We start from the raw sequence: 13,407 nt of genomic DNA on the forward strand, positions 1-13,407 counted from the left end.
AACATTTTTGTTATTCCAGTGAAAGGGTGAAAATCATCATGCCATTAACGGTTCAGAATGTCATTGATAAATTAATGGAGCCGATTGACAGTATTCCAAACACTGTTGATACCCTTTTGTCCGGTAATCCAGATACAGAAGTGAAAGGGATAGTCACTGCATTTATGGCTACACAGCAGGTAATTGAACAAGCAATATCCTTGGGAGCTAACCTGCTAATAACCCATGAGGGAATATACTTTAGTCATCATGACAATAGAAAATCCTTGGAAGATAATCGGATTTATAATGAGAAAAGCAAGCTAATTAATGATTCTGGCCTGGCAATCTTCCGTTTTCATGATTATTGGCACAGGTATAAACCAGATGGCATAATGGCTGGATTGATTCAAAAGCTTAAGTGGCAATCGTACGTTGAAGAAAATCAGCCGGCAGCAGCCATTCTAACCATTCCTCAAATGACAGTAGGAGAAATTTCCGCGTATATAAAAGAAATGTTAGGGATTCAATATTTACGCTTTTCAGGAGATTTATCGATGAATTGTAAGCGTATCGGACTCTTGGCTGGTTATAGAGGCGGGGGAAGCTTATGTATCCCGCTTTATGAAAAGGAAGATTTAGACCTGATTATTTATGGTGAAGGACCAGAATGGGAAACTCCTGAATATGTAAGAGATGCTAATTATCAGGGTAAGAAGAAGAACCTAATCGTTCTTGGACATGCAGAAAGTGAAGAACCTGGAATGAACTACTTAGCAGGTTGGATAAAAACAATCTTCCCGATTATTCCAACCCATTTTATACCGATAGAGCAAGCTTTAAAGGTAATATAAGCGAAAAAAATATATTAATAATTATTCATCTGGAACCGCTTGCAAAAGTCGAAATATGTGGTAAAATCTATTTAAACTTAGTTTATTCATTCTACAAACAAACTAAAATTGGTAAGTATACTAAATTAATTAATGATTGAAACCTTTAGGGGGGAATCGTATGAAACCAGCGGTTCAGGTACAGAAAACAGCACAAAATATCGTGCTGCCGGACCTAAACGTCAACAAGCGAACTAAAGTTCTTGCATTACTGAAAAAAGATTGGCAGCTTTATTCATTACTTGTTTTACCGATTATTTACCTGCTAGTTTTTAAATATCTCCCAATGCTGGGGAATATTATCGCCTTTAGAAGATTTATTCCAGGCGGAAGTATTTTTGGAGAGGAATGGGTAGGGTTACAATACATTCAAATGTTTATTAATGACCCAACCTTTTGGCATGTATTTAAGAATACTCTTATGATTAGTAGTTTGACATTGCTATTTTGTTTTCCAGCACCAATAATCTTTGCATTGTTATTAAATGAATTAACATCGAAAAAATTCAAAAAATTCGTACAAACAGTTTCTTATTTACCTCATTTCCTGTCGATGGTCATTATAGCGGGAATGGTTCTGCAAATTACAGCAGGGAATGGACCCATCAATGCCCTAATCACAGCACTAGGTGGAGAGCCGATCTACTTTATGCAGGAAGCTAGTTGGTTTAGAGGCATCTATGTTACATCGGAAATGTGGCAGGGAATGGGATGGGGAGCGATCCTTTATCTTGCTGCCTTAACAAATATCGATGAATCACTATATGAAGCAGCAAAAATTGATGGAGCAAACAGATGGAAGCAGACCATACATATTACGATTCCAGGTATCCTTCCGACAATTGTTACATTACTTGTACTAAATATCGGTTCCTTAATGGCTGTTGGATTTGAAAAGGTATTGCTTTTATACAATCCATTAAACTATGAAACAGCTGACGTAATTTCTACTTATCTATATCGTATCGGTTTAGAATCTAGTAACTTTAGCTATGCTACCGCGATCGGATTGTTTGAAGCATTGATTGGTTTAACATTGGTTTTATCAGCTAATGCAATTTCTAGAAAACTTACCGATAGCAGTTTGTGGTAAAGGAGGGGCAACAATGAAGGAATCCGTACAATACAAAATTTTTAAAGTCATTAACGTGCTTATACTGTTACTCGTTGTCTATGTGACCTTATTTCCATTCTTAAATGTTGTCGCACAGTCCTTTAGTGGTGAAGCTCAAATTAATGCAGGTAAGGTAGGTCTCATACCACAAGGATTTAATATTGAAACCTATCAAACTGTTTTGAAAGACCAACAATTCTGGGTCAGCTATAAAAATACTGTTCTTTATACCGTAGTTGCAACCACCATTTCAATGGTGATGACCACTATGTTTGCTTATGCACTATCAAAAAAACGTCTGGCTGGGCGTCAGTTTTTTACAAAATTCGCCGTTTTCACCATGTTTTTTTCAGGGGGACTTATCCCAAACTACATCCTCATTCAACAGCTTGGCTGGGGAAACACAATTTGGGCAGTAGTTGTTCCAGGAGCGATTAGTGTATTTAATATGTTGATTATGAAATCCTTCTTTGAGAACATTCCGGAAGAGTTGGAAGAAGCTGCTTCTATTGATGGGTCAAGTACTTATGGTACTCTCTTTAAAATAATTCTGCCTCTATCCAAGCCTATCTTAGCAACAATGGTCTTGTTTTATGCAGTAGGTAATTGGAACTCTTGGTTTAGCGCCTTCCTATATTTTGATCAAAAGGAATTATTCCCTGTTACCCTCTACTTAAGAAATTTAATTAAAGGGGCAACCGCTGGATTATCGACTGGTGCAACAAGTGCGGATAACTTAACACAGATAGCCGCAAATATTAAATCAGTTACCATGGTATTAACTGTTTTACCAATCATTATGGTTTATCCATTCATTCAAAAGTACTTTGTTAGCGGTATCATGTTAGGTTCGGTAAAACAATAAATTGGGTGACACTTATTGAAGAAATAAGTTCATTATAAAAAGTTGCAAAGATAAAAGGGAGGACAAACAAATGTCAAAAGGCAATAAAAAGCTTTTCTTGCTAATAGCAATCATTACATTGCTTGGTTCGCTGCTAGCAGCATGCAGTGGTTCGAAGGAATCATCAACAGAAGTTCCTAAGAGCAAAGCTGCCGTGGATGATTATAAAGTTGGCTCTACATTTAAAGCGAAAGAACCGCTATCATTCTCATTTCTTTATAGCGATCATCCAAACTATCCGTTGAAAAAAGATTGGCTATTATTTGAGGAAATTAAGAAAAGAACTAATATTACTTTAGAACCAACTATTGTTCCTATGAGTGACTATGAGCAAAAGAGAAGCTTGTTAATGAGCTCTGGTAATGCTCCGCTTATCATTCCTAAGACTTACCCAGGTCAAGAAGCTGCATTTGTTTCTTCAGGTGTAATTCTTCCTGTAAGTGATTACATTGATAAAATGCCTCACTTCAAAGACTTTGTTGAAAAAAATAATTTACAACCAGACTTAGAAACTTTAAAGCAAGAGGACGGCAAATTCTACGTACTTCCAGGTATGCATGAAAATATTTGGCCAGATTATTCTTTTGCAGTACGTACTGATATTTTTGAAAAGAATAACATTGCTATTCCAACAACTTTGGCAGAGTTTAAAGATGCATTAAAGAAATTAAAAGAAATCTACCCAGATGTTACTCCTTACTCTGATCGCTGGCAGATGAAGGCTACAATGAATTTCTTAGCAGCTGGATTTGGAACAAAAGCAGGATGGGGCTACAATGGAGTAACTTTTGATGAGAAGAAAGATGAATTTGTTTATACTGGCGCAATGGATGGGTACAAAGATATGGTTACCTACTTTAGCGAATTAGTAGAAGAAGGTTTACTAGATAAAGAGAGTCTTACTCAAGATGACCAACAAGCTATTACTAAATTCGTTACAGGTAAATCATTTGTGATTGGAACAAATGCTCAAGAGATTATCAGCATGCGTAAAACAATGGATACAAACCTAGGTGCAGGTAATTTCAAAGTCCAAAAAATTACAGTTCCTGGTGGACCTGCTGGTCAATTTATGGCTGGTTCTAGATTAGAAAACGGTATGATGATTTCGTCTAAGGCGAAAGAAGATCCAAACTTTGAAGCAATGCTGCAATTTATTGATTGGTTATGGTACAGCCCAGAAGGTAAAGAACTTACAAAATGGGGCGTTGAAGGCGTAACTTATACAAAAGATGCAAATGGCAAGCGTACATTAACTGAAGATGTAAACTACGTTGGATTAAATCCAGCTGGTACAAAGGCTCTTAATGTAGATTACGGATTCTCTGGCGGCGTATTCTCTTACGGCGGAAATACAGAATTACTTCAATCAATGTTTAGTGAAGAAGAACTAGTATTCCAAAAGGCTATGGCAGAAGTCAAAGAACCAGTGAAAACTGAACCTCCATATCCATTAAGTTCAGTTGACCGTGAGCAAGCAACACTATTAAGCACACCATTAAAAGACCTTACAGACCAAAATACATTACAATTTATCTCTGGTACACGTCCAATTTCTGAGTGGAATAAGCACGTGGAAGAGTTAAAAGCAAAAGGTATGGATAAGTACCTAGATTTAGTAAACAAATCTTATAAAGAATTCAAGAAAAACAAATAAAACAAGTATAAAAGTATATGAGAAACTGCCTGTAATTTATCTTTAGTAATTGCAGGCAGCCTCATTTATTATTTGAAGATTTTATATTTATGGTTGTGGAGAGAAAGGTGACTTCTCACGTTCACAGCCATTTTTTATTATTGTTCCTTTAACGCAATGAGTAATCCCTAGCAAGCAAAGCCTATTTACTAAATAATGATGATGGGGAGAATATTTTATGAAAACAAGACAATTTGGAGAAGGACTTTTATTTTCCTTAACAAGTCATATTTATTGGCTGATCATGACGAATATTTATTTCATCTTATGTAATGGACTATTTCTATTCTTTTTTATGACGTTAGAGCCTAGTTTCTCAAATATTACAATTTATTTTTTAGCCCTTATTCCGACAGGACCTTCCATTTCAGCTCTGTTTTATTCAATTGGAAAATTAATTCGTGAAAAGGATCTTTCTCCTTTACGGGATTTTTTTCATGGATATAAAATAAATTTTAAGGATACCATGAAATTTTGGCTGCCGCTGCTAATAGTACTTTACATTCTTTTTGTTGATTTACAATATTTTAATTCAAACTCAACTACAATCAACGATATTTTATCGGTACTATTTTCAATTGCCATTATATTAATGATCGTTCTTGTAATGTATGCATTTCTGATAAATGCTGGTTTTACTTTCAGATTAAAAGATATCTGGAAACTATCCGTTTATTATAGCTTTACGAAGCTAAAGATTACTTTTGGGAACATTGGGATTGTAATTATTCTATTATTCTTGTCATCTATTGTTTCTGATTTCTTAATCGTTTTTGCAGCAAGTCTTGTATGTTATTTATTCATGCTAAATAGTAAAGAAGTGATTGAACATATTAAAATAAATTTTACTGATTCACAAGAAAACGCAGGTTAATGCAACCTGGAATAGACTAGGTATAGGTAAAAAGGTAATACCTAGTTATTCATACATAGTTTGTTGATTCGATAAACCAACTTTTTGGCAGGATAATCATAAATTTGAGGTGGGTGTGTGAAGAATGCAAGTAGGATTTAGGTGGTATGGAGAAGGAAATGACTCTGTTAGTCTAAAGCAAATCAAACAAATTCCAGGTGTGGAAAGTATTGTCTGGGCCCTTCATGATATGCAGGCTGGTGAAGAATGGCCGATGGAAAAAATCCTTAAAGTTAAGGAGCAAGCCGAGAAATTCGGATTTAATATCGATGTGGTTGAAAGTGTAAATGTTCATGAAGATATTAAACTAGGCCTCCCTTCTAGAGATGTATATATTGAAAACTATAAAAGAACCATTGAAAAGCTGGGAAAAGTTGGAGTAAAAGTTATCTGTTATAACTTTATGCCTGTGTTTGACTGGATTAGGACTGATTTATTTAAGGAACTAGAAGATGGTTCCACTGCCTTGTTTTATGAAAAGTCTAGGGTAAATGATATTGACCCAATGGAATTAGTCCATAAGATTGGGAATAATCCTGACTATACAATGCCCGGCTGGGAGCCAGAGCGCTTAGAAAATCTGACTAAGCTATTTGACGCCTATAAGGATGTGACAGAGGAAGATTTATTTAATCATCTGCAGTATTTTTTAGAAGCAATTATTCCTGTATGTGAAGAGAACGACATCAAAATGGCCATCCATCCTGATGATCCACCATGGTCTATTTTCGGATTGCCCCGTATTATTACGAATCAAGAGAATATTAGAAGAGTGTTAAAGCTTGTTGACAGTCCTTATAATGGTGTAACACTTTGCAGTGGTTCTTTAGGTTCCAATCCAAGTAATGATATCGTTAATATGGTCAAAGAATTTGCAGAACGTATACCTTTTGCCCATGTTCGTAATGTAAAGGTCTATGAAAATGGTGATTTTATTGAGACTTCACATCGTGGACAGGATGGAACAGTTGATATCGTCGGCATTATGAAAGCTTATCATGAAAGTGGCTTTAAAGGATATATTAGGCCTGATCATGGAAGACATATTTGGGACGAAAAATGCCGCCCAGGCTATGGTTTATATGATCGAGCCCTTGGAATTATGTATCTATTAGGTATTTGGGATTCATTAGAAGGTTAATTGATATACACTAACAGTCAATCATTTTTAGGAGGATAAATAATGAATAGCACAATTGAAACTAATTCAAAAAATAGTACTGATATGTTCAAGGTAGAACATAAAGACAGTTATGCTGCTTGGCTCCAGTATAAAAATATTGATAATAGCGCATTATCAAATGAATATAAGCATTTATGGGGCAGCCTTAATGTTCTTGGAAATTCTTTAATCCTTGAGACCGCCAAAAAGGAACTCTTATCAGCCATTTCTTCTATGTTAGGAATTGAGCCTGCCTTTGCAGAACCAACGCAAGCAAATCTTGTGTTAGCTACAAAGGATTCTCTTGGTGATTTAGTGGATGTTGACTTTGATCAACTAAATGATGACGGGTACGTCATAAAAACTGTTACATCTAGAGAAGAAAAGCAAATATTCCTCGTGGGAAAAAGAGATTCAGGTGTCCTATATGCTGTTTTTCATCTATTACGCTTAATGCAAAGCAGGAACAATTTACAACAGCTCGATATCCTGGAAAATCCTAAAAATCAATTAAGAATGCTAAACCAGTGGGATAATATGGATGGCAGTATTGAGCGCGGCTATGCAGGAAACTCTATTTTTTATAAGGATAATCAATTCTCTGATGAGCTTAATAGAATTGAAGATTATGCAAGATTGCTGTCCTCAGTTGGAATTAATGGAATTGCCATTAATAACGTAAATGTTCACAAGGTTGAGACCAATTTAATCACAAGCATCTTACTTCCGAAGGTTGCTGAAGTTGCAGCCATTTTTAGAGCTTATGGAATCACGACATTCCTTAGTGTGAACTATGCAAGTACAATCACAATTGGAAATTTATCAACAGCAGATCCATTGGATCCTGAGGTTAGACAATGGTGGAAGGAAAAGGCTGAAGAGATTTACAGTTATATCCCTGACTTTGGCGGTTTCCTCGTGAAAGCCGACTCAGAACACCGCCCTGGTCCATTTACATATGGACGAAATCATGCAGACGGCGCAAACATGCTCGCAGAAGCACTTCAGCCTTTTAATGGAATCGTGCTTTGGAGATGTTTCGTTTATAACTGTCTTCAGGACTGGCGTGACCGCTCTACGGATCGTGCAAGAGCTGCATACGATCATTTTAAACCATTAGATGGACAGTTCCATTCCAATGTTATTTTACAAATCAAGAATGGACCAATGGATTTCCAAGTACGTGAAGGTGTTTCTCCGTTATTCGGTGCAATGGAAAAGACCAATCAAATGTTGGAATTTCAAGTCACTCAAGAGTATACAGGACAACAAAGGCATCTTTGTTACCTGGTTCCACAATGGAAGGAAGTCCTTGACTTTGATACGTATGCAAAAGGTGAAGGGTCAGAAGTCAAAAGGGTTGTAGACGGCTCCCTGTTCCAATACAAGTACAGTGGGATTACAGCAGTATCCAATATTGGTAATGATTATAATTGGACCGGGCATACACTGGCACAAGCTAATTTATATGGTTTTGGGCGCTTGACGTGGAACCCTGATCTAGCAGCTGAAGATATTACAGATGAATGGATCGGGCAAACCTTTGGAAGTGATGAATTGGTTAAAGAAACAGTTAGTAAAATGCTGTTAAAATCATGGAGTATTTATGAAAAATATACATCACCACTTGGTGTAGGCTGGATGGTAAACCCACATCATCATTACGGTCCAAATGTGGATGGTTATGAATATGACGTTTGGGGAACATACCACTTTGCAGATTGGAAAGGAATTGGGGTGGACCGGACTGTAAAAACGGGTACCGGCTATACTTCTCAGTATTTTAAGGAAAATACTGATAGGTTTGAAAGCATTGAAACATGTCCAGACGAACTGCTGTTATTTTTCCATCATGTCCCATACACACATAAACTTAAATCAGGTGTAACGGTAATCCAGCATATTTACAACACTCATTTTGAGGGGGTTGAAGAGGCCGAGGGGTTGGTTGAATCTTGGTTACAGCTTAAGGATAAGATTGATCAAGAGCGCTTCGAGGATAGTTTAAATAGATTACAAGAACAAGCAAAACATTCGAAGGAATGGCGCGATATAATCAATACCTATTTTTATAGAAAATCTGGAATCAAGGATGAGCTAAATAGAAAAATCTATTAATCAAAATAGATTTCCTGTATGGTGCTTATCGCCAGTTATTAAAAAGCCTAAAATACAGTTTTTCAATCACGATTGTCATGGCTATCGTAATTGCACTTATTAGGGAACCAATGTTAGGGATATTTACAGATGATAACGAAATTATCAGCATGGGTGGTATCTTACTCTTAATGTGTTTACTTCTTGAGCCGGGCAGAACCTTTAATTTGGTGGTTATTAGTTCATTACGAGCAACAGGTGATGCTACAATTTCAGTAAAAGTCGGAGTACTTTCCCTGTGGGGAATTTGTGTCCCGCTTGCCTATTACTTAGGTATTCATCAGGGGCTGGGTCTTCCTGGTATTTGGATTGCGTTTATCGTCGATGAGTGGTTTAGAGGCATTACCATGTACTTTAGATGGAAGAGCCGGGTATGGGAGAAGAAGGTTTTAGTTCAGCAAGAATCTTCTGTTTCTATTTAGCTATCCGGAAAAGTTAGTAGAATCTGTGGAATTGGGAGGAAAGTAAAATGAAGATTGAAACAGGTCAAAAACTATTATTTATTGGTGATTCCATCACAGATTGCGACAGGGCTAAGCCAGAGGGTGAAGGATTGTTTGGTGCTCATGGAAATGGTTATGTTTCTTTTGTAAATGGCCTCTTGTCAGCCGTATATCCGGAGTTGGGAATTCGAGTGGTTAATAAGGGAATCAGTGGAAATACTGTTCGTGATTTAAAGAAAAGATGGCAGGATGATGTAATTGACCAGAAGCCCGACTGGTTAGGAATTATGATTGGTATAAATGATGTTTGGCGCCAGTATGACGTTCCTTTTATCAAAGAAAAGCATGTGTATATAGATGAATATGAGGAAACGCTGCGGAAACTTGTGGCAGAAACAAAGCCTTTAGTAAAAGGACTTGTCCTAATGACCCCATTTTATTTAGAAAACAATGAACAGGATCCAATGCGCCAGACAATGGATCAATATGGGCTAGTGGTCAGAAAAGCAGCAGAAGAGTATGGTTGTTTATTCGTGGATACTCAAGCAGCCTTTAATGAGGTATTAGGGAGCCTATATCCGGCAGCATTAGCTTGGGACCGTGTCCATCCATCCGCTGCAGGTCATATCGTACTGGCCAGAGCCTTCTTAAAGGAAATCGGCTTTAATTGGGATCGGTCGAAACTAGAGTAAAGGGAGTACACCAACATGAACCAGAAAACACTTTTTAATGATGGGTGGGAATTTGCCAAAAGCAGCCTGGAGATTACAGATAGCGCGACTTTGAAATTTGAGGCGGTCGACCTGCCCCATGATTGGCTTATTTATAATACATTGGACCTTTATGAAAACAGTATCGGCTGGTATCGTAAAACATTTTCATATACGAAAGAAGAAGAGCATGTTCTCCTGTGTTTTGATGGTGTTTATATGGATTCTTCCCTTTATGTGAATGGACAGTGGATAGGAGAATGGAAATACGGTTATTCCTCATTTGAGCACGAGATTACCGAAAAGCTCATGGAGGGAGAAAATGAAATTCTGGTCAAGGTTGTACACCAGAGCCCAAATAGCCGATGGTATTCGGGTGCAGGCATCTATCGCAATGTATGGCTGAAGACTAGGACTAATTCCTATATTGTGAGTGATGGAATTTACATTACCACAAACCAGAGAGAGGATGGCTGGGAGGTAGAAGTCGACACAGAATTAATTATCAATGAAGATGTACAGCTTTCTCATACGATTTCGTATAAAGGTCAAATGATTGCTGCTGCTTCGGTGACGGTCATAGCAGGTAAAGATTTTAGTATACGGAACCGGCAAGTGCTAATGATCAGAAGTCCTGATGTATGGAGCCCTGATGAACCGAATCTATATCAGCTCACAACCCGGTTACAGTCAGCTGAGAAGGACCTGGAAATTGAATTCATATCTCAGAATATAGGGTTTCGAACCATTAACCTTGATCCTCAGCAAGGTTTTTTCTTAAATGGAGTTAGGATGAAATTAAATGGTGTTTGTGAACATCATGATTTAGGAGCTTTAGGAGCTGCGTTCAATAAAGCAGCTTTAAAAAGAAGGTTTATCATACTGAAGGAAATGGGTGTTAACGCCATCCGGACTGCTCACAATATGCCTGCAAAAGAACTGATGAATTTAGCGGATGAGATGGGAATGCTGGTAGTTTCAGAAGCCTTTGATATGTGGGAACGATCAAAAACAACCTTTGATTACGCAAGATATTTTAAGGAATGGGCTCCATTAGATGTGAAAAGCTGGGTCATGCGGGATCGGAATCATCCCAGCTTGCTGATGTGGAGCATAGGAAATGAAATTTATGATACCCATGCCGATCAAAGAGGGCAGGAAATAACAAAAATGCTTTTGGATGAGGTACGAAAATACGATCCGAAAGAAAATGCAAGTGTGACCATTGGGTCTAATTATATGCCCTGGGAGAATGCTCAAAAATGTGCAGACATCGTTAAGGTCGCAGGTTATAACTATGCAGAAAAATATTATCAAAGACAACATGAAGAGCATCCGGATTGGATTATCTATGGAAGTGAAACCGCGTCTACTGTCCAAAGCAGAGGAATTTATCACTTTCCGTATGAAAAATCAATACTGGCGGACGATGACGAGCAATGCTCTGCACTTGGAAATAGTTCAACCAGCTGGGGTGCCAAGTCAACAGAGGCCTGTATAATAGCAGACCGCGATACTCCTTTTTCGCTTGGCCAATTTATTTGGACAGGATTTGACTATATCGGTGAACCAACACCATATCATACTAAGAATTCCTACCTAGGGCAAATTGATACGGCTACCTTTAAGAAGGATTCTTATTATATTTATCAAGCAGAATGGACAGATTACGAGTCAAACCCGATGGTGCACATTTTTCCTTATTGGGACTTTAATAATGGTCAAACCATCGATGTAAGGGTGTGTTCGAATGCACCTAAAATTGAGCTGCAATTGAATGGTGTTACCATTGGCACCCATGATATTGACCATATACACGGGAAGGAACTAGTCGGGTGGTGGAAACTCCCTTATCAAGAGGGAGAATTAAGGGCAATTGCTTATGATGAGACAGGAAAAGTAATCGCAACTGATGTAAAAAGATCATTTGGAGATGCAAAGAAGATAGTCCTCCAAGCGGATAAAAAGGAACTTATGGCAGATGGGACGGATTTAATTTTTGTCGAAATTAGTATGGAAGATGAAAATGGCAATCCAGTTGAGAATGCTGCTAACCGGGTAAATGTGAATGTTACGGGCGCAGGTCGTTTACTTGGTCTGGATAATGGGGATAGTACTGATTACGACCAGTACAAAGGGAAAAGCAGAAGATTATTCAGCGGCAAGTTAATGGCCATCATAGGAGCATCATTGAAGCCAGGCAGTATTAATATCGAAGTATCTTCCATAGGTCTAGAGACGAAAATGGCAGAATTTGTGTCTCTTCCAATATTAGATGGAAATGCAGAAGGAATTTCTGCCATTATGAACAATCAGGACTTACCTGTTGTGATGGGCAGCATGGAAGAAATACCTGTCCGCAAAATCGAAATTATCAGTGAATCAGGACAATTGTTTGACGACTCAAGAAAAGAGATGGTTGTCCATGCAAAGCTGCATCCCCAGGATACTTCTTATCAAGAAGTAGAGTGGAGTGTGGTGAATGAAGCAGGAATTCTTTCAAACATTGCAAAGGTAGAGGCATTTGGTCATGAAGCAAAAATCACCGCTTTAGGTGATGGTGAATTTAGAGTACGTTGTACGAGTAAAAATGGTACCGACAAGACAAAATTGATATCTCAACTGGAATTCAATGCAGAGGATCTTGGGACTGCTTATAAAGATCCCTATGGTTTTATCTCAGCAGGTTTATATGATTACAGCAAAGGGGAAGTTGGGAACGGAAATGAAAGAGGAGTGGCGACTAGCCGGGATGGTGAAACACAGGTAGGTTTCCATGACATCGACTTTGGTCTGTATGGCTCTGACACCATCACTCTTCCAATCTTTGCTTTGTCAAACGAGGAATATTCCCTGCAGATATGGGAGGGAATGCCTGATGAGTCTGGAAGTGAATTGGTTGCAGATGTCATTTATCAAAAGGAATCCAAGTGGAATGTATATCAAGAGGAGACCTATGTTTTGTCAAAGAGACTCCGCGGCATTACATCAATTTGTTTTGTCCTTCAAAAGAAGGTGCATATCAAGGGATTTTCGTTTGAAAAACAGAATCGTGCATTTAATCAAAACAATGCTGCTGAATGTAACTACATCTACGGTGATACGTTTGTTATGAATGAACATTACGTGGAGGGTATAGGCAATAATGTCTCTCTAGAATTTGAAGAGATGGATTTTACAAGTGAAGGCTGTACAAAACTTGTCATTAAAGGCAAATCGCCAATTGATAAAAATACGATTCATATCACCTTTGCCAGTCAGGATAGCGAAAGCAATCAATTAGTTGAATTCACACAATCCGATGAATACGTTGAGCGGGTATTTGAATTAGAAAAAATAACTGGAGTACAAAAAGTAACCTTTATATTCCTGCCAGGTTCAAACTTTGACTTTGGCAGTTTCCGTTTTGAACGGTAAAGGATGGAATAAAGAAGGA

General features: G+C 37.8%; 10 protein-coding genes. All 10 read left to right on the forward strand.

Going from position 1 to position 13,407, the window contains the following annotated elements; all coding sequences use genetic code 11:
- Nucleotides 1-38: 38 nt before the first annotated feature.
- The 10 genes from H0184_RS20765 to H0184_RS20810 all read left to right on the forward strand — a co-directional run bounded on the left by H0184_RS20765 (nucleotide 39) and on the right by H0184_RS20810 (nucleotide 13,388).
- Nucleotides 39-833: a Nif3-like dinuclear metal center hexameric protein gene (locus H0184_RS20765; RefSeq protein WP_221827997.1), complete on the forward strand. Its 795-nt coding sequence runs from the start codon at nucleotides 39-41 to the stop codon at nucleotides 831-833.
- 160 nt (nucleotides 834-993) lie between these two features.
- Entirely contained in the window at nucleotides 994-1,965 is a 972-nt protein-coding gene (locus H0184_RS20770) for an ABC transporter permease (protein ID WP_221827999.1), read from the forward strand.
- 13 nt (nucleotides 1,966-1,978) lie between these two features.
- Nucleotides 1,979-2,851 carry a carbohydrate ABC transporter permease gene (locus tag H0184_RS20775; RefSeq protein ID WP_221828001.1) on the forward strand — a complete coding sequence of 291 codons (873 nt, stop codon included), beginning with the start codon at nucleotides 1,979-1,981 and terminating at the stop codon, nucleotides 2,849-2,851.
- 70 nt (nucleotides 2,852-2,921) lie between these two features.
- Nucleotides 2,922-4,547: an ABC transporter substrate-binding protein gene (locus tag H0184_RS20780; RefSeq protein ID WP_221828004.1), complete on the forward strand. Its 1,626-nt coding sequence runs from the start codon at nucleotides 2,922-2,924 to the stop codon at nucleotides 4,545-4,547.
- A gap of 217 nt (nucleotides 4,548-4,764) precedes the next feature.
- Nucleotides 4,765-5,460 carry a YesL family protein gene (locus H0184_RS20785; RefSeq protein ID WP_221828006.1) on the forward strand — a complete coding sequence of 232 codons (696 nt, stop codon included), beginning with the start codon at nucleotides 4,765-4,767 and terminating at the stop codon, nucleotides 5,458-5,460.
- Between the two features lie 124 nt (nucleotides 5,461-5,584).
- Nucleotides 5,585-6,640, forward strand: coding sequence for a mannonate dehydratase (gene uxuA, locus H0184_RS20790; RefSeq protein WP_221828008.1), 1,056 nt, complete (start codon nucleotides 5,585-5,587; stop codon nucleotides 6,638-6,640).
- An 84-nt stretch (nucleotides 6,641-6,724) separates the two neighbouring features.
- Nucleotides 6,725-8,779, forward strand: a complete 2,055-nt coding sequence (locus tag H0184_RS20795) for an alpha-glucuronidase family glycosyl hydrolase (RefSeq protein ID WP_221828137.1) — start codon at nucleotides 6,725-6,727, stop codon at nucleotides 8,777-8,779.
- A gap of 14 nt (nucleotides 8,780-8,793) precedes the next feature.
- Nucleotides 8,794-9,240 (forward strand): MATE family efflux transporter, encoded by a 447-nt coding sequence (locus H0184_RS20800; RefSeq protein ID WP_260631708.1) that lies wholly within the window; start codon nucleotides 8,794-8,796, stop codon nucleotides 9,238-9,240.
- Between the two features lie 47 nt (nucleotides 9,241-9,287).
- Complete coding sequence (locus H0184_RS20805; RefSeq protein WP_221828010.1) at nucleotides 9,288-9,953, forward strand: SGNH/GDSL hydrolase family protein; 666 nt, start codon at nucleotides 9,288-9,290, stop codon at nucleotides 9,951-9,953.
- A gap of 15 nt (nucleotides 9,954-9,968) precedes the next feature.
- Nucleotides 9,969-13,388 (forward strand): glycoside hydrolase family 2 TIM barrel-domain containing protein, encoded by a 3,420-nt coding sequence (locus H0184_RS20810; RefSeq protein WP_221828012.1) that lies wholly within the window; start codon nucleotides 9,969-9,971, stop codon nucleotides 13,386-13,388.
- Nucleotides 13,389-13,407 lie beyond the last annotated feature (19 nt).

Source organism: Neobacillus niacini, assembly GCF_019749295.1.
GTDB classification, from domain to species: Bacteria; Bacillota; Bacilli; order Bacillales; family Cytobacillaceae; genus Neobacillus; species Neobacillus niacini_D.